Origin of the sequence: Cronobacter sakazakii (assembly GCF_000982825.1) — a bacterium.
GTDB lineage: Bacteria > Pseudomonadota > Gammaproteobacteria > Enterobacterales > Enterobacteriaceae > Cronobacter > Cronobacter sakazakii.
The window spans coordinates 4,018,553-4,044,010 of record NZ_CP011047.1 but is presented as its reverse complement, the minus strand read 5'-3'; the positions used below and the strand labels follow the sequence as shown (position 1 = coordinate 4,044,010).

The following is a 25,458-nucleotide window of genomic DNA, read 5'->3' as shown; positions in this document are numbered from 1 at the left end:
AGGTGTGGTTATTGCTGGCAGGATCGGAAGCCTTGCTGGCGAAAGCTGGCGTCATTCCATGGAGGTAATGATGAATCTCAGAGCATTAACGGATCCGGGGCTTATCCAGATCCACGCGCCGTTTTCCACGCGCGATGAGGCGATCGCCGCACTCGCAGGTCTGCTGGCGGCGCAGGGCAAGCTGCATGACCACACCGCGTTTGTAAACGAGGTTATGCAGCGCGAAGCGCTGGGGCCGACGGCGCTCGGCGAGGGGCTGGCGGTGCCGCACGGGAAATGCGCGGCGGTCAGGGAGGCCACGTTTGCCGTGGCGACGCTGCGCGAACCCGTCGCCTGGCAGGGTGTGGAGGGCGATGAACCGGTACAGCTCATTTTTCTGCTGGCTATCCCCGCGGCGCAAGCGGGCACCACGCATATCCAGTTGCTGACGGAACTCACCACGCTGCTGGTGGACGATGCGGTGCGCGAGGCGGCCATAAACGCGCCTTCAGCGGAGGCGTTGCTCGCCATTCTCGAAGCGCGCCCGCTGCCGCCTCCGGTTGCCTCTGGCTCCGCAGACCAGCCGGTGGTGGTCTGCGTGACAGCGTGCCCGGCGGGGATCGCGCACACTTACATGGCGGCGGAGTATCTGGAGCGTGCAGGGCGGCGGCTCGGCATCACCGTATATACAGAAAAGCAGGGCGCGAATGGCATTGAAGGGCGGCTGACGGCGGCACAAATCGCCACGGCGCAGGGCGTGATTTTCGCCGCCGATGTCGCCGTGAAAGACGCGGAACGTTTCGCCGGGCGGGCGGTGCTCAGCGTGCCGGTGGCGGCCCCCATTAAACAGGCGGAAAGCCTGCTGCGTCAGGCGCTGGCGCAGCAATCATCCGGTAACCCGCAACCCCCTGCGGCGGCGGGCATCGGTACGCAGTGGAAAACCGCGGTTAAGCAGGCATTGCTGAATGGCATTTCGTTTGCGGTGCCGCTGATTGTCGCAGGCGGCACGGTGCTGGCGGTCGCGGTGCTGCTAGCACAGCTTTTCGATCTTCAGGCGTTGTTTGAGCAGGACAACTCCTGGCTGTGGCTGTGGCGTAAACTCGGCGGCGGTTTGCTCGACACGCTGATGTTGCCGGTGCTGGCGGCCTACACCGCGTTTTCCCTTGCCGATAAACCCGCGCTGGCGCCGGGGTTTGCCGCCGGGCTTGCCGCTAACATGATTGGCGCCGGGTTTATCGGCGCGGTGGCAGGCGGGCTGCTGGCAGGCGGACTGATGCAACTGATTAAAACGTATCTGCGCCTGAACAGCCGGTTTAACGGTTTTCTGACATTTTACGTTTATCCGGTGGTCGGCACGCTCGCGACAGGCAGCCTGATGCTGTTTGTCATCGGCGAGCCGGTCGCCTGGATTAACAATACGTTGACCGCCTGGCTGAACGGCCTTTCCGGCTCTAACGCGCTGCTGCTGGGCGCCGTCATCGGCTTTATGTGCTCATTCGATTTGGGCGGCCCGGTGAACAAAGCCGCCTATGCGTTTTGCCTCGGCGCGATGGCAAATGGCGTGCTCGCCCCTTACGCCATGTTTGCTTCGGTGAAGATGGTGTCTGCTTTTACCGTAACGGCATCCACGCTGCTGGCACCAGGCCTCTTTAAAACCTTTGAAAAGGATCTCGGCAAATCCACCTGGCTGCTGGGCCTGGCGGGCATTACCGAAGGCGCTATCCCGATGGCGATTGAAGATCCGCTGCGGGTGATTGGCGCGTTTGTCACGGGCTCTATGGTGACGGGGGCCATCGTCGGTAGTCTGCACCTCGGGCTTGCTACGCCGGGCGCGGGGATTTTCTCGCTGTTTTTGCTCAGCGACGGCGGGCTGGGACGGTTTATAGCCGCTGCTGGCTGGTTTGGCGCGGCGCTTATCGGCAGCGCCATCTCGACACTCGTTTTAATCCTCTGGCGTCGCCATGCCGTTAAGGCAGGCCGCTATCTCCCCGACGGCACGTTGCCGTAAGCATTCACTTTCAAGGATGACCTTATGAACGCTGTATCACGAGTCCATATCACGCCCCACATGCACTGGGACCGCGAATGGTATTTCACCACGGAAGCCTCACGGATTTTGCTGGTCAACAACATGGAAGAGATCCTGACGCGCCTCGAACAGGACGCGGACTATCTCTTTTACGTGCTCGACGGCCAGACGGCGGTGCTGGAGGATTATTTCGCCGTGAAGCCGCAGTACCGTGAACGCGTCCGCGCGCTGGTCGCGGCGGGAAAACTGATTATCGGCCCCTGGTATACCCAGACCGATACGACAATCGTCGCGGGGGAGTCGATTGCCCGCAATCTCCTTTACGGATTGCGCGACTGCCGCCCGTTCGGCGAGCCGATGAAAATCGGCTATCTGCCCGATTCGTTCGGCATGTCCGGCCAGTTGCCGCATATTTATAACCAGTTCGGCATTACGCGCGCCATGTTCTGGCGCGGCTGCTCGCCTCGTCACGGCAGCGATAAAACGGAATTTCTCTGGCAGAGTGCGGATGGCAGCGTAGTAACGACGCAGGTGCTGCCGCTGGGCTATGCCATTGGTAAGTACTTACCCGAGGATGAAACGGCGCTGCGTAAGCGGCTCGACCCGTGCTGTGCGGTACTGGAAAAGGCCTCGCTGACGAAAGAAATCCTGCTGCCGAACGGCCATGACCAGATGCCGCTTCAGCAGAACCTTTTCGCGGTGATGGAAAAACTACGGCAAATCTACCCGCAGCGCGAATTTGTGATGAGCCGGTTCGAAACGGTGTTTGAGCATATCGACACCATGCGCGATCGCCTGCCGACGCTGAAAGGCGAGTTCATCGATGGTAAGACGATGCGCGTTCATCGCACCATTGGCTCCACGCGAATGGACATTAAAATCGCCCATGCGCGCATCGAAAACAGTATCGTCAATCTGCTGGAGCCGCTCGCCGCTATCGCCTGGTCGCTCGGGTTTGAGTACCATCACGGGCTGTTTGAAAAGATGTGGAAGGAGATTTTAAAAAACCACGCGCACGACAGCATCGGCTGCTGCTGCAGCGACGTGGTACACCGCGAAATCATGAGCCGCTTTAGCCTCGCCCAGGATATGGCGGATAACCTGCTGACGTTTTATATGCGCAAAATCGCTGACAGCATGCCTGCCTGTGACGGCGACACACTGACGCTGTTTAACCTGATGCCGCACCCGCGTCATGAGGTGGTTAACACCACCGTGCGGTTGCGCGGCCAGCGCTTTGCTCTGTGGGACGATCGGGGCGAGCCGGTGGCGTATTACATTCGGGCGGCCCGCACACTCGATCCGGGCCTGGTGGACCGGCAACTGGTGCATTACGGTCATGATGAGCCGTTTATGGAGTATGACATTCAGCTCTGCCAGTCGCTGCCCGCGATGGGCTACACCCGGCTACGCCTTGAATCTGGCGTGGCGGGGCTGCTGTGCCATTCGCCGCCGCAGCACGCCTCGCTGCTCGAAAACCCTTTCTGGCGGATTAGCGTTAATGCCAGCGGCACCGTGCAGCTTGAGGATAAGCAGCGCGGCCTGACCTATGACCGGGTGTTTGAGCTGGAAGAGAGTTCTGATAATGGCGACGAGTATGACTATTCACCTGCCCGCGCGGAGTGGGTGCTGCGTTCCGGCGCACAGGCGGCGACGCACCAAATCATCCACGAAGCCTGGCAAAGCCACGCCATTATCAATCTGTTCATGCCCGTGCCGGTAAATCTGGCGGCGCGCGCTGCCCGTAAGTGTGACGGGCGGCTTGACGCACAGTTGCGTATCACGCTTTCGCATGACAGCCCGCGGATTGATGTAGCGGTGACGCTGAACAACCAGGCGGATGACCACCGCGTGCGGCTGCTTATTCCGACGCCTTTCGCCTGCGAGCGGGTACTTACCGACACCCAGTTTGGCAGCGTGTATCGCCCGGTTATGGACGAGGCGATGACGCGCTGGGAAGAAGAGGGGTGGGAAGAAGCGCCGGTGCCGGTATGGAATTTCCTGAACTACGCCGTGCTCGAACAGCAGGGGCAGGGGATAGCGCTTTTTACCGAAGGGTTGCGCGAGGTGGAAATTGTCGGCGAGCGGCACGACACCTTTGCATTGACGCTTTTGCGTGGCGTCGGTGCGCTCGGCAAAGCCGATTTGGCGCTCCGTCCTGGCCGTCCTTCCGGCATTCATCTGCCGACGCCGGATTCACAAATGCGGGGCGAGTTTTCTTGCCGGCTGAGCCTGTGGCCGTATCAGGGCGATGCGCTCACGGCGGGCGTGGCGCAGCAGGCGCGCACCTGGCTTACCCCCGTACAGTGCTATAACAAAATTCCCTGGGATGCGATGAAGCTGAATCCGTCCGGAATAACCACGCCGTGCCGGTATAGCCTCCTGCAGATGACATCTGGCGGTGCACAACTCAGCGTGCTGAAAAAAGCAGAAGATCGCGAGGCGCTGATCGTGCGCGTTTATAACCCGTCCTGTGTGACAACGAGCGAGGCGCAGGTCACGTTCAGCGCCTCGCTTCAGGCCTGGCAGCAAACAGGTATGGATGAAGCGCCGCGTGCGGATAACATTCTCCCGAATGGCCACACCGGCGCGCTGAAACCTTGCGAATCACGGACCTTCAGCGCCACAGTCTGTCGCCCTGTTTAAGCCATTGTATTGACGCCGCCGCCTGTACTTTACGGGCGGCGGCTTTTTTATTTTCAAAAAAAACAGTGCCGTTTTTATGCGGCTAAAGGGGAAATGGTAAATAAGTTGTGAAATAAAATTATCAATCCTGATCTCATGAATTCTTTTTGGCTGCCGATATTAACAAGGAAGTGTGATTAGGTAATGACTCCAACTTATTGATAGTGTTTTATGTTCAGATAATGCCCGATGACTTTGTCATGCAGCTCCACCGATTTTGAGAACGACAGCGACTTCCGTCCCAGCCGTGCCAGGTGCTGCCTCAGATTCAGGTTATGCCGCTCAATTCGCTGCGTATATCGCTTGCTGATTACGTGCAGCTTTCCCTTCAGGCGGGATTCATACAGCGGCCAGCCATCCGTCATCCATATCACCACGTCAAAGGGTGACAGCAGGCTCATAAGACGCCCCAGCGTCGCCATAGTGCGTTCACCGAATACGTGCGCAACAACCGTCTTCCGGAGCCTGTCATACGCGTAAAACAGCCAGCGCTGGCGCGATTTAGCCCCGACGTATCCCCACTGTTCGTCCATTTCCGCGCAGACGATGACGTCACTGCCCGGCTGTATGCGCGAGGTTACCGACTGCGGCCTGAGTTTTTTAAATGGCGGAAAATCGTGTTGAGGCCAACGCCCATAATGCGGGCGGTTGCCCGGCATCCAACGCCATTCATGGCCATATCAATGATTTTCTGGTGCGTACCGGGTTGAGAAGCGGTGTAAGTGAACTGCAGTTGCCATGTTTTACGGCAGTGAGAGCAGAGATAGCGCTGATGTCCGGCGGTGCTTTTGCCGTTACGCACCACCCCGTCAGTAGCTGAACAGGAGGGACAGCTGATAGAAACAGAAGCCACTGGAGCACCTCAAAAACACCATCATACACTAAATCAGTAAGTTGGCAGCATCACCGTGTGATTAATATCTCATGTCAGGATTGACTAAAATAACGTGGGTTTATTATTGGCAGCGCTTTTATAACCCGCGCTACGTTAAAAAAACACTTATCGTTAACATTATTTTCACTTAACCCATTCGGGGTGAAACATAATTAACAATAGGTACAAAAACTGATTTTAATCAAAGTTTTTAGCTTGAAAAAAATCTGGAGAAGGCGCTAAATTGCGGTCGATCAATCTGGTATTTACACGGCGTTTTGGGTATAAATTGATCGCCGTCGTAAAACGCAAATAAAGGGATAAGTAAATCTATTTATTATCCCTGGATTGCAGCGTAAAATATTCGCCGAATCAATTTGGAATTCTTTTAACTTATTTGTAACCTTTCGCCATTACTTTTTCACAAATACACGCAGTGATTTAAGCAAGGCTGACGGGAGCAAATGTCATTGGTATTGGGGCATGCGTTGTGGCGCTTTAAAAAGTGTCACGCTCGAAGTCTTCATGCGAGGAGCAAGGAGTCAAGATGTTAGATATAGTCGAACTGTCGCGCTTACAGTTTGCCTTGACCGCGATGTACCACTTCCTTTTTGTGCCGCTGACGCTCGGTATGGCGTTCCTGCTGGCCATTATGGAAACGGTCTACGTCCTCTCTGGTAAACAAATCTATAAAGACATGACCAAGTTCTGGGGCAAGTTGTTTGGTATCAACTTCGCACTGGGCGTGGCGACCGGCTTGACCATGGAGTTCCAGTTCGGGACTAACTGGTCTTACTATTCACACTATGTAGGCGATATCTTCGGTGCCCCGCTGGCTATCGAAGGCCTGATGGCATTCTTCCTTGAATCAACGTTCGTCGGCCTGTTCTTCTTCGGCTGGGATCGCCTGAGCAAAGTGCAGCACATGGCCGTTACCTGGCTGGTGGCGCTGGGCTCCAACCTCTCCGCATTGTGGATTCTGGTGGCGAACGGCTGGATGCAGAACCCGATCGCGTCTGATTTCAACTTCGAAACCATGCGCATGGAGATGGTGAGCTTCTCCGAGCTGGTGTTGAACCCGGTTGCGCAGGTGAAATTCGTTCACACGGTGGCCGCAGGCTACTGCACCGGCGCGATGTTCATTCTGGGTATCAGCGCGTGGTACATGCTGAAAGGCCGCGATTTCGCCTTCGCTAAACGCTCTTTCGCTATCGCGGCGAGCTTCGGCATGGCGGCGGTGCTTTCCGTTATCGTGCTGGGTGACGAATCTGGTTACGAAATGGGCGACGTGCAGAAAACCAAACTGGCCGCTATCGAAGCCGAGTGGGAAACCCAGCCGGCACCGGCCGCGTTTACGCTGTTTGGTATCCCGGATCAGAAAACCCAGGAAAACCGCTTCGCGATTCAAATCCCTTATGCGCTTGGCATTATCGCCACCCGCTCTGTGGATACGCCGGTGATTGGTCTTAAAGATCTGCTGGTGCAGCATGAAGCGCGCATCCGTAACGGGATGAAAGCGTACGCGCTGCTGGAGCAACTGCGTTCCGGCTCTAACGACCAGGCGCTTCGCGATGAGTTTAACAGCGTGAAGAAAGACCTCGGTTATGGCCTGCTGCTGAAGCGTTATACCGATAACGTGGCTGAAGCGACCGAAGCGCAGATCCAGAAAGCGACGCAGGATTCTATTCCGAGCGTGGCGCCGCTGTACTTCTCGTTCCGTATCATGGTGCTGTGCGGCATTCTGATGCTTCTGATTATCGGCGCGTCGTTCTGGTCGGTTATTCGCAACCGTATCGGCGATAAAAAATGGCTCCTGCGCGCGGCGTTTTACGGCATTCCGCTGCCGTGGATCGCGGTGGAATCGGGCTGGTTTGTGGCGGAGTATGGCCGTCAGCCGTGGGCTATCGGTGAAGTCCTGCCGACCGCCGTGGCGCACTCTAACCTGTCTTCAGGCGACATCCTCTTCTCGATGGTGCTTATCTGCGGCTTGTATACGCTCTTCCTGGTGGCAGAACTGTTCCTGATGTTCAAATTCGCCCGCCTGGGGCCGAGCAGCCTGAAAACGGGTCGCTACCACTTCGAGCAGTCCACTGTGGCTTCTCAGCCGGCACGCTAAGCGAGGAGACGTAAAATGATCGATTATGAAGTACTACGTTTGGTCTGGTGGCTGCTGGTTGGCATTCTGCTGATTGGTTTTGCGGTTACCGATGGCTTTGATATGGGGGTCGGCATGCTGACCCGCATCCTGGGACGCACCGATACCGAGCGCCGCGTGATGATTAACTCCATCGCGCCGCACTGGGACGGCAACCAGGTATGGCTTATTACCGCAGGCGGCGCGCTGTTCGCGGCCTGGCCGCTGGTGTATGCCGCCGCATTCTCTGGTTTTTATGTCGCGATGATCCTGGTGCTCGCCTCGCTGTTCTTCCGTCCGGTCGGTTTTGACTACCGCTCGAAGATTGAAGATATGCGCTGGCGTAACATGTGGGACTGGGGCGTGTTCGCCGGTAGCTTCGTGCCGCCGCTGGTGATTGGTGTGGCGTTCGGTAACCTGCTGCAGGGCGTGCCGTTCCACTTTGATAAATATCAGGGTATGTTCTACACCGGTAACTTCTTCCAGCTGCTGAACCCGTTTGGCTTGCTGGCAGGTGTTGTGAGCGTGGCGATGATCCTGACGCAGGGCGCGACTTATCTGCAGATGCGTACCACCGGTGAGCTGCACCTGCGTTCCCGCACCACCGCGCAGATTTCAGCCCTGGTGATGATGGTCTGCTTCGTGCTGGCGGGCGTCTGGGTGATGTACGGTATTGATGGCTATGTGGTGACATCCGCTATCGATCCGCGTGCAGCCTCTAACCCGATGAATAAAGAAGTGGTTCGTCAGGCGGGTGCCTGGTTTGCTAACTTTAACAACATGCCGGCTCTGTGGGCGATCCCTGCGCTGGGCGTCGTGCTGCCGCTGCTGACCGTGCTGGCGTCGCGTCTGGAGAAAGGCGCCTGGGCGTTTGTGTTCTCTTCACTGACGCTCGCCTGCGTTATCCTGACTGCCGGTATCGCGATGTTCCCGTTCATCATGCCGTCCAGCACTATGCTGAACGCCAGCCTGACGATGTGGGACGCGACCTCCAGCCAGCTGACGCTGACCGTGATGACCTATGTCGCCGCGGTGTTCGTACCGATTATTTTGCTCTACACCACCTGGTGTTACTGGAAAATGTTTGGTCGCATCACCAAAGAGCATATCGAAAGCAACACGCATTCTCTGTACTAATAAGGAGCTGACTATGTGGTATTTCGCCTGGATTCTCGGAACGCTTCTGGCCTGTGCTTTCGGGATCATTACCGCGCTGGCGCTGGAACATGTCGAAGCGACCAAAGCCGGTAAAGTCGAGTCGTGATGAAACGCCTCATTACCGCGCTTTACGCGCTGATGGATAAGAGCCCGCTAAGGGCTCTTTCCTTAATCATGGCGCTGGTGCTGGCGGGTTGCATCTTCTGGGACCCGTCGCGCTTCGCGGCGAAGACCAGCGGTCTTGAAATCTGGCAGGGCTTGTTCCTGATGTGGGCCGTCTGCGCGGGTGTGATTCACGGCGTGGGTTTTCGTCTGCGCGCTGTCCACTGGCAAGGCATTTTCTGTCCGCTGATCGCCTTTCTGGTGATGCTGGCCGGGTTGATTTTTTTCTTCGCCTGAACGCGGCAACATCAGTGATTCTATGGGCTTTCAGGAGCCCATAAATATTTACTCTCCGTTTACTTCTCCCCATTCCCAACCCACATTCACTTGCGTATAGTAGCAGCGTTTATTTGCATTACCGGGATGTAGAGTGAGCACAACGCTGTTTCGATGGTCGGTTCGTGTCTATTACGAAGACACCGACGCCGGTGGTGTGGTTTATCACGCCAGTTACGTCGCCTTTTATGAAAGAGCACGCACAGAGATGCTGCGCCACCACCACTTTAGTCAGCAAGATTTACTGGCGGAGCGAGTAGCCTTTGTGGTTCGCAGGATGTCGCTTGAATATCTTGCGCCTGCCCGACTCGACGATATGCTCGAAGTCCAGACCGAAATTACAACGCTGCGTGGCACCTCCATGGTGTTCAGGCAACGGATTGTTAACGCGGAAAACCAGCTCCTCAATGAAGCCGAGGTGCTGATTGTCTGCGTTGATCCACTCTTAATGAAGCCTCGTGCGCTTCCCAAGTCTATTGTCGCGGAGTTCAAGCAGTGACTGACATGAATATCCTTGATTTGTTCCTGAAGGCAAGTCTTCTGGTTAAACTTATCATGTTGATTTTGATTGGTTTTTCAATCGCGTCCTGGGCCATCATCATTCAGCGAACGCGCATCCTCAATGCCGCGTCGCGTGAAGCGGAAGCCTTTGAAGATAAATTCTGGTCGGGCATCGAACTTTCTCGCCTGTATCAGGAGAGCCAGGGGCGTCGTGAAAATCTCTCCGGCTCCGAGCAGATCTTCTACGCGGGTTTTAAAGAGTTTGCTCGTCTGCATCGCGCTAACAGCCATGCGCCGGAAGCGATTGTCGAAGGGGCGTCGCGCGCGATGCGTATTTCGATGAATCGCGAGCTTGAAACCCTCGAAACGCATATCCCGTTCCTCGGCACAGTAGGTTCCATCAGCCCGTACATCGGTCTGTTCGGCACCGTGTGGGGGATCATGCACGCCTTTATCGCGCTGGGCGCGGTGAAGCAGGCGACGTTGCAAATGGTGGCGCCGGGTATCGCGGAAGCGCTTATCGCGACGGCAATTGGTCTGTTCGCCGCAATCCCGGCGGTAATGGCCTACAACCGTCTGAACCAGCGCGTGAACAAGCTGGAGCTGAATTACGACAACTTTATGGAAGAGTTCACGGCTATCCTGCATCGCCAGGCTTTCACCAGCACCAGCACCGAAAGCAACAAGGGGTAAGTCATGGCCAGAACACGTGGACGTGGTCGTCGTGATCTGAAATCTGAAATCAACATTGTCCCGCTGCTGGACGTGCTGCTGGTGCTGCTGCTGATTTTTATGGCGACAGCGCCCATCATCACCCAGAGCGTGGAAGTGGATTTGCCGGACGCCACGGATTCCCAGACCGTCAGCAGCAATGACAACCCGCCGGTGATTATTGAAGTCTCCGGCGTGGGTCAGTACAGCGTGGTGGTGGAAAAAGATCGTATGGATCAACTGCCTGCTGAGCAAATTGTTGCCGAGGCGCAGCGTCGCCTGCAGGAAAATCCAAAAACGGTCTTTTTAATCGGTGGCGCCAAAGAGGTTCCTTACGACGAGATTATTAAAGCGCTGAACCTGTTACATCAGGCTGGCGTGAAATCTGTCGGCTTGATGACGCAGCCTATCTGATCCACCGCCTGACAGGGCTATAAGTTTTGGAAACCGAGAGTGGCAAAGGCAACCGAACAAAACGATAAGCTGAAACGCGCGATCATCATTTCCGTAGTGCTGCATGTATTGCTCATTGCACTGCTGATCTGGAGTTCGTTCGATGAGCATATCAATGAAGACGCGGCGGGCGGCGGCGGCGGATCGGCTATCGACGCCGTGATGGTCGATCCCGGTGCGGTAGTGCAGCAGTACAACCGCCAGCAGCAACAGCAGGCAAGCGCTAAACAAGCCGCCGAACAGCGCGAGAAACAGGCGCAGCAGCAGGCGGAGGAACTGCGTGAGAAACAGGCCGCCGAACAAGAACGCCTGAAAAAGCTTGAGCAGGAGCGCCTTGAGGCGCAGGAGAAAGCGCAGCAGCAGGCGGAACAGCAGAAACAGGCTGAAGAAGCCGCGAAGCGCGCGCAGGAACAGCAAAAGCAGGCGGAAGAGGCGGCAGCTAAAGCCGCAGCAGACGCAAAAGCGAAAGCTGACGCTCAGGCGAAAGCCGCGGAAGAAGCGGCGAAGAAAGCCGCTGCCGACGCGCAGAAAAAAGCGCAGGAGGAGGCCGCTAAAGCCGCCGCTGCCGCGAAGAAAGCGCAGGAAGAAGCAGAGAAAAAAGCGGCTGCCGATGCGGCGAAAAAAGCCCAGCAGGACGCCGAGAAGAAAGCGGCCGCTGAGGCTGCTAAGAAGGCGGCAGCCGAAAAAGCGGCAGCAGAAAAAGCCGCGGCGGCCGAAAAAGCTGCTGCAGAGAAAGCGGCGGCAGAGAAAGCGGCGGCAGAGAAAAAAGCAGCCGCGGAAAAAGCCGCTGCTGATAAGAAAGCGGCCGCCGAAAAAGCGGCGGCGAAGAAAGCCGCAGCTGCGAAAGCCGCTGCAGAGAAAGCGGCCGCGGCGGAAGGCGTTGACGATCTGCTTGGCGATCTCAGCTCAGGTAAGAATGCGCCGAAAACCGGCGGCGGGGCGAAAGGCAGTAATGCAGCGCCGGCGGGAAGCGGTAATAGTAAGAACAACGGTGCCAGCGGCGCTGAAATCAATGGCTACGCCTCGCAGATAAAGTCGGCCATTGAAAGCAAGTTCTACGATGCGTCATCGTATTCAGGCAAAACCTGTACGCTGCGTATTAAACTTGCACCGGATGGCTTACTGCTGGATATCCAGTCGGAAGGGGGCGATCCTGCGCTTTGCCAGGCAGCCATTTCCGCCGCCCGACAGGCGAAGATTCCTAAGCCGCCGAGCCAGGCTGTTTATGAAGTCTTTAAAAACGCGCCGTTGCTTTTCAAACCGCAGTGATTTCCGGTAAAACCGGGCTTCACTGTCCGGTTTAAGCCGGTGTGTGATGTGGTTGTCTATCTTTGAGTTTGTTAACATTCTGCTAAATTATCGTGGGCTCTGAGTCCAGATAAGGGAGATATGATGAAGCAGGCATTACGTTTAGCATTTAGTTTTCTGATGCTGTGGGCAGCTGTGCTGCACGCAGAAGTACGCATCGAGATAACCCAGGGGGTTGACTCGGCGCGTCCGATTGGGGTGGTGCCGTTCAAGTGGGCAGGCCCGGGTGCTGCGCCTGAAGATATCGGCGGCATCGTGGCGGCGGATCTGCGTAACAGCGGTAAATTCAACCCGCTCGATCGCTCTCGTCTGCCGCAGCAGCCTGCGACGGCACAGGAAGTTCAGCCAGCGGCCTGGTCTGCGCTTGGTATCGACGCGGTCGTGGTTGGGCAGGTGACGCCGAACGGCGACGGCAGCTATACCGTGGCGTATCAGCTGGTAGATACCGGTGGCGCGCCGGGCACCGTGCTTGCTCAGAATTCCTACAAAGTGAACAAGCAGTGGCTGCGTTATGCAGGCCATACTGCGAGCGACGAAGTGTTTGAGAAGCTGACCGGCATCAAAGGCGCTTTCCGCACCCGTATCGCTTATGTGGTTCAGACCAACGGCGGTCAGTTCCCGTATGAACTGCGCGTCTCTGACTACGATGGTTACAACCAGTTCGTTGTACACCGTTCGCCGCAGCCGCTGATGTCTCCGGCATGGTCGCCGGATGGCAGCAAGCTTGCTTACGTGACCTTTGAAAGCGGTCGTTCTGCGCTGGTTATCCAGACGCTGGCAAACGGCGCCGTGCGTCAGGTCGCGTCGTTCCCGCGCCACAACGGTGCGCCGGCGTTCTCCCCGGATGGCAGCAAACTGGCTTTCGCACTCTCTAAAACCGGCAGCCTGAACCTGTACGTGATGGATATCGGCTCTGGCCAGATCCGTCAGGTGACCGACGGACGCAGTAACAACACCGAGCCGACCTGGTATCCGGACAGCCAGACGCTGGCCTATACCTCTGACCAGGCTGGTCGTCCGCAGGTGTATAAAGTCAATATCAACGGCGGTGCGCCGCAGCGTGTGACCTGGGAAGGCTCTCAGAACCAGGACGCTGACATCAGCTCCGACGGTAAATTTATGGTGATGGTGAGCTCCAATGGCGGCGCTCAGAACATCGCTAAACTGGATCTGGCAACGGGTGGCGTACAGACGCTGTCGTCAACGTTCCTGGATGAAACGCCAAGTCTGGCACCTAACGGCACTATGGTTATCTACAGCTCTTCTCAGGGGATGGGATCCGTGCTGAACCTGGTTTCTACAGATGGGCGTTTCAAAGCGCGTCTTCCGGCAACTGATGGACAGGTAAAATCGCCTGCCTGGTCGCCGTATCTGTAATAATAATTAATTGATTACTAAAGGAATCAAAGAAATGCAACTGAATAAAGTGCTGAAAGGGCTGATGATCGCTCTGCCTGTTATGGCAATCGCAGCGTGTTCTTCTAACAAGAACGCCAGCAATGACCAGAGCGGCGAAGGCATGCTGGGTGCCGGCACTGGTATGAACGGCAACGGCGGCAACATGTCTTCTGAAGAGCAGGCGCGTCTGCAGATGCAGCAGCTGCAGCAGAACAACATCGTTTACTTCGATCTGGATAAGTACGACATCCGTTCTGACTTCGCTGCAATGCTGGATGCGCACGCTAACTTCCTGCGTAGCAACCCGTCTTACAAAGTGACTGTTGAAGGTCACGCGGATGAGCGCGGCACCCCGGAGTACAACATCTCCCTGGGCGAGCGTCGTGCTAACGCGGTTAAGATGTACCTGCAGGGTAAAGGCGTTTCTGCTGACCAGATCTCCATCGTTTCTTACGGTAAAGAAAAACCTGCAGTACTGGGTCACGACGAAGCGGCATATGCCAAAAACCGTCGCGCCGTACTGGTTTACTAAGAGAATTGCATGATCAGTAACTTCAGACATCACCTGTTGGGTCTGTCGTTACTGGTTGGCGTAGCGGCCCCCTGGGCCGCTAATGCCCAGGCGCCAATCAGTGATGTCGGCTCAGGCTCGGTCGAAGACCGTGTCGTTCAACTCGAGCGTATTTCCAACGCTCACAGTCAGCTTTTAACCCAGCTTCAGCAGCAGCTCTCCGATAACCAGTCCGATATTGATTCCCTGCGCGGTCAGATTCAGGAAAATCAGTATCAGCTTAACCAGATTGTGGAACGTCAAAAGCAGATTTTGCTGCAGATGGACAGTCTGACTAATGGCAATGGCGGAGCGGCAGCAGCGCAGGGCGGCGATCAGGCGCAAAACGGCGCGGCGCAAGCCACACCGGATGCGAATGCCTCCGCGCCCACAGCCAGCGCGCCGACGCAAAGCGGGGATGCCAATACCGATTACAACGCAGCTATCGCGCTGGTGCAGGATAAATCCCGTCAGGATGAAGCCATCACCGCGTTTTCCAATTTCATAAAGCAATACCCGGATTCCACTTACCAGCCGAACGCCCATTACTGGCTCGGCCAACTGAATTACAACAAAGGTAAGAAGGATGACGCGGCGTATTACTTTGCCTCGGTGGTGAAGAACTATCCTAAATCACCGAAAGCGGCGGATGCGATGTATAAGGTCGGCGTAATCATGCAGGATAAAGGCGACACCGCGAAAGCGAAGGCCGTTTATCAGCAGGTTATCTCCAAATACCCTGGCACCGACGGTGCAAAACAGGCGCAAAAACGCCTGAATGCGATGTAATGCATGCGGCTTGACCAGATACCGTATTATTTCTGGTCTTGCCGCATGAAACGTAAGCAGTTAAGTGATCTGCCTCGAAATTTTTGTTGCGTCAGAATCTTAAATCAGTAATATATGCCGCCGTTGCCACGGGATACGAAACAAACCCGCGGTGGCAAAAAATGTGGGTCGTTAGCTCAGTTGGTAGAGCAGTTGACTTTTAATCAATTGGTCGCAGGTTCGAATCCTGCACGACCCACCACTCGCTCAGGTGGTTTAAATGAGCGATATCGTGAAGGCAACGTTGCAACGCTTCGTTAGTGTTATCCCCTCCACGACTGACCACACGCAGTAAACCAGCGTAGTATCGGGTGATTAGCTCAGCTGGGAGAGCACCTCCCTTACAAGGAGGGGGTCGGCGGTTCGATCCCGTCATCACCCACCACTCGGGTCGTTAGCTCAGTTGGTAGAGCAGTTGACTTTTAATCAATTGGTCGCAGGTTCGAATCCTGCACGACCCACCAACGCTTCATGTGAAATCATGCGCGGACAACCAACGCTTTTGTTGGTAAAGCAGTAAATCTTTCAGATAACACCCGAATGGGTCGTTAGCTCAGTTGGTAGAGCAGTTGACTTTTAATCAATTGGTCGCAGGTTCGAATCCTGCACGACCCACCACTCAAAGCGTGGGTGTTAAAGACAGGTGTGAAGGATAATGCTGCAAAGCAGCAAACATCTTCCACTACCTCCCTCTGAAAGAAGCAGTTCCCGAAAGGGTCGTTAGCTCAGTTGGTAGAGCAGTTGACTTTTAATCAATTGGTCGCAGGTTCGAATCCTGCACGACCCACCAGTGTAAAAAGGCGCCCTAAAGGCGCCTTTTTGCTTATCTGGACGTAAGAAAGATTCGAACCTGCACAGGTTCGGGCCGAGCCATTTATGGCGAGGCAACGGAGCCGCTTGCGGCAATGGCCCGAAGGGCGAGCGAAGCGAGTCATCCTGCACGACCCACCAGTGTAAAAAGGCGCCCTAAAGGCGCCTTTTTGCTTTTCAGACGTAACCTCATCCGCACGCTGCAAAATGCTTCCCGCCATACGCTTGCTCATCTCTTTCATCCGATGATGCGCCACGCGCACCCCATGCCACCTTTTCCTGTGACTTTTGCCGTGCAATCCGCTATCTTGTTTAGCATATAAAACAAATGAAGCTGCCAGGTGGCTTTCAACGGCTCGGTTAAGCGGCTTTAGTTAAGTGCAAAAAACGAGATGGTGCAAATGAGTGTAATGTTCGATCCCGAGGCCGCAATTTATCCGTTCCCGCCAAAGCCCGTGCCGCTGAGTGCGGATGAGAAAGCCATTTACCGCGAAAAAATTAAGCGTCTCCTTAAGGAGCGCAACGCGGTCATGGTGGCGCACTACTACACCGACCCGGAAATTCAGGCGCTGGCCGAAGAGACGGGCGGCTGTATTTCTGATTCACTGGAGATGGCGCGTTTCGGCGCGAATCACCCTGCCACTACGTTGCTGGTCGCTGGCGTGCGCTTTATGGGTGAAACCGCCAAAATCTTAAGCCCTGAAAAAACCATTCTGATGCCGACGCTACAGGCGGAGTGCTCGCTGGATCTCGGGTGCCCGGAAGAGGAATTCGCTGCGTTTTGCGACAGCCATCCGGATCGCACCGTCGTGGTTTACGCCAATACCTCGGCGGCGGTGAAAGCCCGCGCCGACTGGGTCGTGACCTCCAGCATCGCCGTAGAGCTGATTGAACATCTTGATAGTCTCGGCGAGAAAATTATCTGGGCGCCGGACCGGCATCTGGGGCGTTATGTTCAGAAACAGACGGGTGCCGATGTGCTCTGCTGGCAGGGCGCCTGCATCGTGCATGATGAGTTTAAGACGCAGGCGCTGGCGCGTATGAAAGCGCTTTATCCTGATGCCGCCGTGCTGGTACACCCGGAGTCGCCGCAGGCGATTGTCGATATGGCTGATGCCGTAGGCTCCACCAGTCAGTTGATTAACGCCGCGAAAACGCTGCCGCATCCGCAGCTGATTGTGGCGACCGATCGCGGCATTTTTTACAAAATGCAGCAGGCGTGTCCGGAAAAAACGCTGCTTGAAGCACCGACCGCCGGTGAGGGCGCGACCTGCCGTAGCTGCGCGCACTGTCCGTGGATGGCGATGAATGGCCTTCAGGCCATCGCTGATGCGCTCGAGCATGGCGGTACGGCTCATGAGATTCATGTTGACGCCCGCCTGCGAGAAGCCGCGTTAACGCCGCTTAACCGCATGCTGGATTTTGCGGCTACACTTCGTCTTTCGGTTAAAGGAAACGCGTAAGAATTTACGCTTCGGGGAGATATGGATTTTTTTAGCGTACAAAACATTCTGGTACATATTCCGCTCGGCGAAGGCGGATACTCATTATCATGGATTGAAGCCATCGGCACGCTCGCGGGCCTGCTGTGCATCTGGCTGGCGAGCCTTGAGAAAATCGTTAACTATGTGTTCGGTTTAATTAACGTCACGCTGTTTGCGATTATTTTCTTCCAGATCCAGCTCTATGCGAGTCTGCTGCTACAGGTCTTTTTCTTTGTGGCGAATATTTACGGCTGGTACGCGTGGTCGCGCCAGAGCAGCGACAACCAGGCGGCGTTGCATATTCGCTGGCTGCCACGCCCGAAAGCGTTTGGCTGGCTGGCGGTTTGTGTGGTGGCGATTGGTCTGATGACGGTCTGGATTGACCCGGTATTTGCGTTTCTGACGCGTATCGCGGTTCAGGTCATGCAGGCACTTGGGCTTAACGTGGCTATGCCGCAGCTTCAGCCGGACGCCTTCCCGTTCTGGGATTCCTGTATGACGGTTCTGTCCGTAGTGGCGATGATCCTGATGACCCGTAAATATGTCGAAAACTGGCTGCTGTGGGTCATCATTAACGTCATTAGCGTGGTGATTTTCGCGCGCCAGGGCGTTTATGCGATGTCGCTGGAGTATCTGATCCTGACGTTTATTGCGCTTAACGGCAGCCGGATGTGGATCAAAGCGGCGCACGAGCGGGGCTCGCGCGCGCTGTCTCATTAATGCGAATGGCCGTGGGCGTGTGGTGTCGCGTCCCCGGCATTTAAATCACAGTCTTTAACGCTGCATGACTGATACTCAAGCTGTACCGTCGCATGGGCTATCTGGTAGTGGTGTCGCAGATAGTCATGAATGCTCGCCATCAGGGCGTCATGATCGTGCGGCGGGATCACCTGTACATGCAGCGTCATCACCGGTTTTTCCCCTACCAGCCACAGGTGCACATGATGTACGTCGCGCGCCTCCGGAATTTCACGTACCAGTCTGCGACGCAGTTGATCGACATCCACCGCGCGGGGCGCGCCTTCCAGCAATTCATTCATGCTCTCCTGAAGCAGTCGCCAGGCGCTGCGCAACACCAGGCACGATACCAGAATAGAAAGAATCGGGTCGATTGGCGTCCAGCCTGTCCAGAGAATAACCACCGCCGCCACAATCGCGCCGACGGAGCCCAGCAGATCGCCCAGCACATGCAACGCTGCCGCGCGCACGTTCATGTTCTTTTCATCGCTGCCGCGATGCAAAATCCAGAATGAAAGCAGGTTCGCTACCAGCCCTGCAATGGCGATACCGAGCATCGGCGCGCCCGCGACAGGCTCCGGCGTAATAAAACGCGCGATAGCCTCCCAGACGATAATCACCGTAATCACCAGCAGCGCCAGTGCGTTCACAAACGCGGCAAGCGTGGTTAAACGCAGCAATCCAAAGGTGTGACGCGCGTTCGGGCTGCGGCGTGCGAATCGCACCGCCATCAATGCCACCAGCAGTGCAGCGGCGTCGGTAAACATATGGCCCGCGTCGGCGAGCAGCGCCAGCGAGCCGGAAAGCAGGCCGCCTGCAATCTCCAGCACCATAAAAATGGCAGTGATGAGAAACGCAATCAGCAGGCGTTTACTGTTGGAGTTGTTATGAGAATGCTCGTGGGGCTCGTGTGAATGAGAATGAGAATGGGTATGGGAATGGGCCATAGCGTGTGTCGCTCAACATTTTTGTGATTATTAATATCAGTTAATTGCGCGGCCATCGCGCGCTACCACAATAGCAAAAATAAAGGAGAGCCGAAGCTCTCCTTTTGTATTCAGGCATTAAATGCGATTACTGGGAGGTGCTGCCGGACGTGCTCGGGCAGGCATCGCCAGTACACTGTACGCTGCCGGTAGAACCGGACGTGCTGTTGCCGGTAGCTCCCATTTCGCCGCTGGTGCTGTTCGCGGTGCCGGAGGAGGTACCCGTGGCGGTACCGGTGCCGGTATTCACGCCGCTGTTTGCGGAGTTAGTGCCGGAAGTGTTGATATTGTTGTTATCCACGCCGTTCGGAGCGACATTCTGTTTAGCGTCCGGCGCTACCTGGCCTGCGTTAGCGGCGGCGTTTGCAGAGCCGGTGTCGCTACCGCCAGTGGATGAGCCGGAATCGGCGGCAAGCGCCGCGCCGCTGGCCAGAGTCAGAGTGGCGGTCAGAAAGAGTGAAGTCAGTTTATTAAGTTTCATAGTCATGCTCCTGTTCTGGTCGTTATTGCTGGATAACTTCTTCCAACAGTGCACTGTGAAAAAGTTGATCAGCGCGTGTGTTGCGGTCGAATAAACCACACCATCGCCAAAAGGCAGCAGGTGATTCTGTAAAATGTATAAAACAGAGTGCTAACAAATAAAAAGTGTAGACTCGATCTCTCTTTACGCTACTTTCTGGCGTTTTTAAGTTAACTTCCAGGAATTTTCCGTGCGAAGTGTAAATGCGTGTTTACACTACTGGCGCGACAAGATAGATTGAGGGGATTGCTTTCCCACAAAACTGCAGGGCCTCCTGGAACCATCATGACTTATCAGAACGACGATTTACGCATTAATGGCATCAACGAGTTACTCCCACCTGTCGCACTCCTGGAAAAATTTCCCGCTACTGAAAAGGCTGCCGAGACGGTTTCTGCGGCGCGCCAGGCGATTCATCAGATTCTACATGGCGGCGACGATCGTCTGCTGGTGGTGATTGGCCCGTGTTCTATCCACGATCCGATGGCGGCGAAGGAGTACGCCTCGCGTCTGCTGCCGCTGCGTAAGGCGTTAAAGAATGAGCTGGAAATCGTTATGCGCGTCTATTTTGAGAAGCCGCGCACCACGGTGGGCTGGAAGGGGCTTATCAACGATCCGCATATGGATAACAGTTTTCAGATTAACGATGGGCTGAAGATTGCGCGTAAATTGCTGCTGGATATCAATGACACCGGCCTGCCGGCGGCGGGCGAGTTCCTGGATATGATTACGCCACAGTATCTGGCGGATTTAATGAGCTGGGGTGCTATCGGCGCACGTACCACCGAATCCCAGGTGCATCGCGAGCTGGCGTCGGGGCTTTCCTGTCCGGTTGGTTTTAAAAACGGCACCGACGGCACCATCAAAGTGGCAATTGACGCCATCAACGCCGCCAGCGCGCCGCACTGTTTCCTGTCTGTCACCAAGTGGGGCCACTCGGCTATCGTTAACACCAGCGGTAACAGCGATTGCCATATCATCCTGCGCGGCGGTAAAACGCCGAACTACAGCGCGGCGCACGTTGCTGAGGTGAAAACCGGTCTTGAGAAAGCGGGCCTGAAGCCGCAGGTGATGATCGATTTCAGCCATGCTAACTCCAGCAAGCAGTTTAAAAAGCAGATGGAGGTCGGCGCGGATGTCTGCGCGCAAATCGCTGGTGGCGAAAGCGCCATCATGGGCGTGATGATTGAAAGCCATCTGGTGGAAGGCAATCAGAGCCTTGAGAGCGGTGAGCCGCTGGTGTATGGCAAGAGCGTGACCGACGCCTGCATCGGCTGGGAAGATACCGACGCCATCCTGCATCAGCTTGCCGAGGCCGTGAAAGCGCGTCGCGGTTAAATTCGTGTTGGCGGGTGCGCTAACGCTTACCCACCCTACCTACCTCTCGCACCGTAGTAGGGCGGGTAAGCATAGCGCACCCGCCATGCCACGTGAAATGCTGTATGCCGTAGGGCGGGTAAGCGCAGCGCACCCGCCATGCCACGTGAAATGCCGTATGCCGTAGGGCGGGTAAGCGCAGCGCACCCGCCATGCCACGCGAAACGCCATATACTGTAGGGCGGGTAAGCGCAGCGCACCCGCCATATCTGTCTCACGCACTCGCCATGCTAACCCGCTATCACGCCCCAATAAAAAAGGCGTGGTCTTCACCACGCCTTTTGCACCGCTTACGGTTGCGAATTACTTCGCTTTACCCTGGTTTGCGACAGCCGCCGCTTTCGCTGCGATCTCGTCAGCGTTACCCAGATAGTAGTGCTTAATCGGTTTGAAGTTTTCGTCGAACTCATACACCAGCGGCACGCCGGTCGGGATATTCAGCTCAAGGATCTCTTCTTCGCTCATGTTATCCAGGTATTTCACCAGCGCGCGCAGGGAGTTACCGTGAGCGGCGATAATTACGCGCTCACCGCTTTTCAGGCGCGGCAGAATGGTTTCGTTCCAGTAAGGGATAACGCGATCGATGGTCAGTGCCAGGCTCTCAGTCAGCGGCAGCTCCTGCTCGCTCAGTTTCGCATAACGCGGATCGTGGCCCGGGTAGCGCTCGTCATCTTTGGTCAGCGCCGGCGGAGTCACCGCGAAGCCGCGACGCCACTGTTTCACCTGCTCGTCACCGTATTTTTCAGCGGTTTCAGCTTTGTTCAGACCCTGCAGCGCGCCATAGTGACGCTCGTTCAGTTTCCAGGATTTTTCAACCGGCAGCCAGGCCTGATCCAGCCCGTCCAGGATGTTCCACAGCGTGTGGATGGCACGTTTCAGCACGGAGGTATAAGCAAAGTCAAAGCTGTAGCCTTCGTCTTTCAGCAGCTTGCCCGCGGCTTTCGCTTCGCTGACGCCTTTCTCAGACAGGTCAACGTCGTACCAACCGGTAAAGCGGTTTTCGTTGTTCCACTGGCTTTCGCCGTGACGAACCAGAACCAGCTTAGTAACAGCCATAGTATTACTCCTTCATAAGCCTGATTGAATGATAACAGTTATCATTATATTGCCGTGTTGAAGTTAGCGGCAACGTAAACCTTTAACATAGCGAAAATAGCGGTGCAGTGTAAGGCGCATGTGAATCGGCCGTGATTTTTTTGTCAGTAACTGGCGGTAATAACAGCAAAATGGCGAAAAAAAGCCCTCTTTGAAGAGGGCTTTGCGTTACTGAGGAATAAAGTGGTACTGCGTGATGCTCTGGTATTCCTGGTCAGGGCGCAGAATGCAGTCCGGCTGCGGCCATTCCGGGTGATTAGGGCTGTCCGGCAGAAATTCGCTCTCCAGCGCTAGCCCTTGCCAGGCGCTGTAGGTGCCCTGTTCGCGGGCGGGCGTGCCTTCCAGATAGTTGCCAGAGTAGAACTGCAACGCAGGGGCGGTGGTATAGACCGTCATCTTGAGCTTTTCATCGCTCGACCAGACATGCGCCGCCGGCTGATTCACGTCGCCTTTCGCGTCCAGCAGCCAGGCGTGGTCATAGCCTTTTACGCGCTGCTGGCCTTCGTCTTTCAGGAAATCCTGCGCAATTTTTTTCGGCTCGCGGAAATCAAAACCGGTTCCCGCGACATCCGCCAGCCCCTCGCGCGGAATGCCCTGTTCGTCAACCGGCAGATAACGCTCTGCGAAGAGTTGCAGGCGATGGTCGCGCACGTCGTTCTGCTCGCCGTCCAGGTTGAAATAGGCATGGTTCGTGAGGTTGACCGGGCACGGTTTATCCACGCGGGCGCGGTATTCAATGCTGATGCGGTTATCGTCGGTCAGGCGGAAATGCGCGGTGGCACGCAGCTCGCCGGGATAACCCTGGTCTCCATCCTGCGAATCCAGCGTATAAAGCACTTCCTGCCCATTCTGGCGCACAATGCGCCAGCGGCGTTTATCGAACCCTTCCGGGCCGCCGTGCAGCTGGTTTTCGCCCTGGCTTGGCGTCAGTGAATACGTCTCGCCATCGAGCGTAAAGCGTGACTGCGCGATGCGGTTGGCGTAACGGCCCACCGACGCGCCGAGAAACGCGGTTTGCTCCAGCCAGATTTCCGGGCTCGGACAGCCCAGCAGCGTTTCGCGCACGCTGGCGTCTTTCATCGGGACGCGGGCCGACAGCAGCGTCGCGCCCCAGTCCATCACGGTGACCACCATCCCTGCGGCGTTGCGCAGGGTGGAGATACGATACGGCTGGCCATCCGGGGCCAGTTGTGGCGTCTCTTTTAGCACAGACCTGCTCCTTCTGAAGGTTTGCACACGTAAAACGTTTCTTTAATACCGGTGCGCGCTTCATATTGCGCTTCCACGGCAGCCTGCACTTCCGGCACGAGGGCTTCCGGCACCAGCGCCACGACGCAGCCGCCGAAGCCGCCGCCCGTCATGCGCACGCCGCCTTTGTCACCGATAACCGATTTCACAATCTCCACCAGAGTATCGATCTGAGGAACGGTAATTTCAAAGTCGTCGCGCATGGAGGCGTGAGATTCCGCCATCAGCTCGCCCATGCGGGTCAGATCGCCTTTCGCCAGCGCATCAGCCGCTTCGACGGTGCGGGCGTTTTCAGTCAGCACGTGGCGCACGCGTTTAGCGACGATCGGGTCAAGCTCATGCGCCACGGCGTTAAACTGATCCAGGCTAACGTCGCGCAGCGCTTTTTGCGTGAAGAAACGCGCGCCGGTTTCGCACTGCTCGCGGCGGGTGTTGTACTCGCTGCCGACCAGCGTACGTTTGAAATTACTGTTGATAATAACGACCGCGACGCCCTGCGGCATCGGCACCGCTTTGGTGCCGAGACTACGGCAGTCGATGAGCAGCGCATGGTCTTTTTTGCCGAGCGCGGAGATGAGCTGATCCATAATCCCGCAGTTGCAGCCGACGAACTGGTTTTCCGCTTCCTGGCCGTTCAGGGCAATCTGCGCGCCGTCGAGTGAGAGATGATAGAGGTGGCGGAACACGGTGCCGACCGCCACTTCCAGCGATGCCGAAGAGCTTAAGCCCGCGCCCTGCGGCACGTTGCCGCTAATCACCAGATCGGCGCCGCCGAAGCCAGGATCGCGCTGTTGCAGATGCTTAACCACGCCGCGCACATAGTTCGACCACTGCTGGCTGTCGTGCGTCAGGATCGGCTCATCGAGAGAAAACTCATCGGTTTCGTTATCGTAATCGGCGGCAACGACGCGCACGCGGCGGTCGTCACGCTTTGCGCAGCTGATCACCGTCTGGTAATCGATAGCGCACGGCAGCACGAAACCGTCGTTATAGTCGGTGTGCTCGCCAATAAGGTTAACGCGGCCCGGTGCCTGAATGTGAGTGGTCGCAGGGTAGCCGAATTTTTCGGCAAACAGGGCATGTGTCTTTTCTTTCAGGCTCATTGTTATTCTCCGGATTCGCGAAAATGGACGTCGCTGACGGCGCGCAGACGCTCTGCCGCCTGTTCGGCGGTTAAATCGCGCTGGGTTTCCGCCAGCATTTCATACCCCACCATAAATTTACGTACCGTGGCGCTGCGCAGCAGCGGCGGGTAGAAGTGGGCGTGAAGCTGCCAGTGTGTGTTCTCTTCGCCATTGAACGGCGCGCCGTGCCAGCCCATCGAGTAGGGGAATGAGGTCTGGAACAGGTTGTCGTAGCGGCTGGTGAGTTTTTTCAGCGCCAGCGCGAGGCAGCTGCGCTGCGCGTCAGTCAGGTCGGTCATGCGCAGAATATGCGTTTTCGGCAGCAGCAGCGTTTCAAACGGCCACGCCGCCCAGTACGGCACTACCGCCAGCCAGTGTTCGGTTTCAACTACCGTGCGGCTGCCATCCGCCAGTTCACGCTGTGCGTAATCCACCAGCATCGGCGAGCCTTGCTGTTCGAAATACTCGCGCTGCAGCCGGTCTTCACGCTCGGCTTCATTCGGCAAAAAGCTGTTAGCCCAGATCTGACCGTGCGGATGCGGGTTGGAGCAGCCCATCGCCGCGCCTTTGTTTTCAAACACCTGTACCCACGGGTAGGTTTTGCCAAGCTCGGCGGTCTGCGTCTGCCAAGTGTTCACCACCTCTTCGAGCGCGGGCAGCGTCAGCTCCGGCAGCGTTTTGCTGTGATCCGGCGAGAAGCAGATCACGCGGCTGGTGCCGCGGGCGCTCTCAAGACGCATCAGCGGATCGGCGCTTTGCGGCGCGTCCGGCGTATCGGTCATCAGCGCGGCGAAATCGTTGGTAAACACATAGGTGCCGGTGTACTGCGGGTTTTTATCCCCGGTGACACGGGTGTTGCCGGGGCAGAGAAAACAATCGGGATCGTGCTGCGGCTGCGTCTGTTTCGCAGGCGTTTCCTGCGCCCCCTGCCAGGGGCGCTTGGCGCGATGCGGCGAAACCAGAATCCATTGTCCGGTCAGCGGGTTATAACGACGGTGCGGATGATCCACGGGGTTAAACTGTTCCATCT

General features: G+C 56.4%; 23 protein-coding genes and 5 tRNA genes. 21 read left to right on the top strand and 7 right to left on the bottom strand.

The genetic code is table 11. The features are described from left to right. Positions 1-70: 70 nt before the first annotated feature. Both mngA and mngB read left to right on the top strand, forming a co-directional pair. On the top strand, positions 71-1,987 hold the full coding sequence (gene mngA, locus CSK29544_RS19215; protein ID WP_007900423.1) for a PTS 2-O-a-mannosyl-D-glycerate transporter subunit IIABC: 1,917 nt from the start codon (positions 71-73) through the stop codon (positions 1,985-1,987). 24 nt (positions 1,988-2,011) lie between these two features. Next, positions 2,012-4,654 carry a mannosylglycerate hydrolase gene (mngB, locus tag CSK29544_RS19210; RefSeq protein WP_029039338.1) on the top strand — a complete coding sequence of 881 codons (2,643 nt, stop codon included), beginning with the start codon at positions 2,012-2,014 and terminating at the stop codon, positions 4,652-4,654. 194 nt (positions 4,655-4,848) lie between these two features. On the opposite strand, the gene CSK29544_RS19205 is transcribed toward mngB, so the two are convergent. Beyond that, a protein-coding gene (locus tag CSK29544_RS19205) for an IS1-like element IS1B family transposase (RefSeq protein WP_095033700.1) occupies positions 4,849-5,546 on the bottom strand; the annotation gives its coding sequence in 2 pieces (ribosomal slippage) (positions 4,849-5,297 and positions 5,297-5,546; 699 coding nt in all). Positions 5,547-6,114: 568 nt separating this feature from the next. Between CSK29544_RS19205 and cydA the strand changes: the two genes are divergently transcribed. The 18 genes from cydA to pnuC all read left to right on the top strand — a co-directional run bounded on the left by cydA (position 6,115) and on the right by pnuC (position 18,060). Further along, complete coding sequence (gene cydA, locus CSK29544_RS19200) at positions 6,115-7,683, top strand: cytochrome ubiquinol oxidase subunit I (protein ID WP_007893722.1); 1,569 nt, start codon at positions 6,115-6,117, stop codon at positions 7,681-7,683. Between the two features lie 15 nt (positions 7,684-7,698). Then, entirely contained in the window at positions 7,699-8,838 is a 1,140-nt protein-coding gene (gene cydB / locus CSK29544_RS19195) for a cytochrome d ubiquinol oxidase subunit II (protein ID WP_007848415.1), read from the top strand. 13 nt (positions 8,839-8,851) lie between these two features. After that, the gene (gene cydX, locus CSK29544_RS23390) at positions 8,852-8,965 is read left to right on the top strand and encodes a cytochrome bd-I oxidase subunit CydX (RefSeq protein WP_004387905.1); all 114 of its coding nucleotides are present in this window, start codon (positions 8,852-8,854) and stop codon (positions 8,963-8,965) included. Next, a complete protein-coding gene (gene ybgE / locus CSK29544_RS19190) occupies positions 8,965-9,258 on the top strand; it encodes a cyd operon protein YbgE (RefSeq protein ID WP_004387904.1) in 294 nt (97 codons plus the stop codon). Before cydX ends, ybgE begins: the two co-directional genes overlap by 1 nt. Before the next feature lie 133 nt (positions 9,259-9,391). Then, positions 9,392-9,796, top strand: a complete 405-nt coding sequence (ybgC, locus tag CSK29544_RS19185) for a tol-pal system-associated acyl-CoA thioesterase (RefSeq protein WP_007893723.1) — start codon at positions 9,392-9,394, stop codon at positions 9,794-9,796. Beyond that, on the top strand, positions 9,793-10,491 hold the full coding sequence (gene tolQ, locus CSK29544_RS19180) for a Tol-Pal system protein TolQ (protein WP_004387902.1): 699 nt from the start codon (positions 9,793-9,795) through the stop codon (positions 10,489-10,491). The genes ybgC and tolQ overlap by 4 nt, the downstream gene beginning before the upstream one ends. Before the next feature lie 3 nt (positions 10,492-10,494). Then, positions 10,495-10,923: a colicin uptake protein TolR gene (tolR, locus tag CSK29544_RS19175; protein WP_004387901.1), complete on the top strand. Its 429-nt coding sequence runs from the start codon at positions 10,495-10,497 to the stop codon at positions 10,921-10,923. Between the two features lie 39 nt (positions 10,924-10,962). Continuing rightward, positions 10,963-12,231, top strand: coding sequence for a cell envelope integrity protein TolA (gene tolA, locus CSK29544_RS19170; RefSeq protein WP_029038897.1), 1,269 nt, complete (start codon positions 10,963-10,965; stop codon positions 12,229-12,231). Positions 12,232-12,354: 123 nt separating this feature from the next. Continuing rightward, on the top strand, positions 12,355-13,647 hold the full coding sequence (tolB, locus tag CSK29544_RS19165; RefSeq protein WP_004386752.1) for a Tol-Pal system beta propeller repeat protein TolB: 1,293 nt from the start codon (positions 12,355-12,357) through the stop codon (positions 13,645-13,647). 34 nt (positions 13,648-13,681) lie between these two features. Then, positions 13,682-14,200, top strand: a complete 519-nt coding sequence (pal, locus tag CSK29544_RS19160; protein WP_004386751.1) for a peptidoglycan-associated lipoprotein Pal — start codon at positions 13,682-13,684, stop codon at positions 14,198-14,200. A gap of 9 nt (positions 14,201-14,209) precedes the next feature. Next, positions 14,210-15,007, top strand: coding sequence for a cell division protein CpoB (gene cpoB, locus CSK29544_RS19155; protein WP_007893727.1), 798 nt, complete (start codon positions 14,210-14,212; stop codon positions 15,005-15,007). 165 nt (positions 15,008-15,172) lie between these two features. Continuing rightward, a tRNA-Lys gene (locus CSK29544_RS19150) sits at positions 15,173-15,248 on the top strand. A gap of 107 nt (positions 15,249-15,355) precedes the next feature. After that, a tRNA-Val gene (locus CSK29544_RS19145) sits at positions 15,356-15,431 on the top strand. A 3-nt stretch (positions 15,432-15,434) separates the two neighbouring features. Continuing rightward, positions 15,435-15,510: transfer RNA gene (locus CSK29544_RS19140), tRNA-Lys, on the top strand. A 78-nt stretch (positions 15,511-15,588) separates the two neighbouring features. Further along, a tRNA-Lys gene (locus CSK29544_RS19135) sits at positions 15,589-15,664 on the top strand. Positions 15,665-15,760: 96 nt separating this feature from the next. Continuing rightward, positions 15,761-15,836, top strand: a tRNA-Lys gene (locus tag CSK29544_RS19130). A 421-nt stretch (positions 15,837-16,257) separates the two neighbouring features. Next, positions 16,258-17,319, top strand: a complete 1,062-nt coding sequence (gene nadA, locus CSK29544_RS19125; protein WP_029038898.1) for a quinolinate synthase NadA — start codon at positions 16,258-16,260, stop codon at positions 17,317-17,319. Between the two features lie 21 nt (positions 17,320-17,340). After that, the gene (gene pnuC / locus CSK29544_RS19120) at positions 17,341-18,060 is read left to right on the top strand and encodes a nicotinamide riboside transporter PnuC (RefSeq protein ID WP_007888558.1); all 720 of its coding nucleotides are present in this window, start codon (positions 17,341-17,343) and stop codon (positions 18,058-18,060) included. Here pnuC and zitB read toward each other — a convergent pair. Together zitB and CSK29544_RS19110 are read right to left on the bottom strand one after the other, a co-directional pair. After that, positions 18,057-19,025 (bottom strand): CDF family zinc transporter ZitB, encoded by a 969-nt coding sequence (gene zitB / locus CSK29544_RS19115; RefSeq protein ID WP_029038899.1) that lies wholly within the window; start codon positions 19,023-19,025, stop codon positions 18,057-18,059. The genes pnuC and zitB overlap by 4 nt on opposite strands. A 127-nt stretch (positions 19,026-19,152) precedes the next feature. Then, positions 19,153-19,545 carry a protein YbgS gene (locus tag CSK29544_RS19110; RefSeq protein WP_007888553.1) on the bottom strand — a complete coding sequence of 131 codons (393 nt, stop codon included), beginning with the start codon at positions 19,543-19,545 and terminating at the stop codon, positions 19,153-19,155. 324 nt (positions 19,546-19,869) lie between these two features. Between CSK29544_RS19110 and aroG the strand changes: the two genes are divergently transcribed. Further along, complete coding sequence (gene aroG, locus CSK29544_RS19105; protein WP_007888550.1) at positions 19,870-20,922, top strand: 3-deoxy-7-phosphoheptulonate synthase AroG; 1,053 nt, start codon at positions 19,870-19,872, stop codon at positions 20,920-20,922. Positions 20,923-21,264: 342 nt separating this feature from the next. Here aroG and gpmA read toward each other — a convergent pair whose 3' ends face one another. From gpmA to galT, 4 genes are all read right to left on the bottom strand, one after another. Next, complete coding sequence (gene gpmA, locus CSK29544_RS19100; RefSeq protein ID WP_004386744.1) at positions 21,265-22,017, bottom strand: 2,3-diphosphoglycerate-dependent phosphoglycerate mutase; 753 nt, start codon at positions 22,015-22,017, stop codon at positions 21,265-21,267. Between the two features lie 207 nt (positions 22,018-22,224). Then, a complete protein-coding gene (gene galM / locus CSK29544_RS19095; protein ID WP_004386743.1) occupies positions 22,225-23,265 on the bottom strand; it encodes a galactose-1-epimerase in 1,041 nt (346 codons plus the stop codon). Then, positions 23,259-24,407, bottom strand: a complete 1,149-nt coding sequence (gene galK, locus CSK29544_RS19090; RefSeq protein WP_007888540.1) for a galactokinase — start codon at positions 24,405-24,407, stop codon at positions 23,259-23,261. The genes galM and galK overlap by 7 nt, the downstream gene beginning before the upstream one ends. A 2-nt stretch (positions 24,408-24,409) precedes the next feature. Beyond that, positions 24,410-25,456 carry a galactose-1-phosphate uridylyltransferase gene (gene galT, locus CSK29544_RS19085; RefSeq protein WP_007888537.1) on the bottom strand — a complete coding sequence of 349 codons (1,047 nt, stop codon included), beginning with the start codon at positions 25,454-25,456 and terminating at the stop codon, positions 24,410-24,412. Between the last annotated feature and the right edge of the window lie 2 nt (positions 25,457-25,458).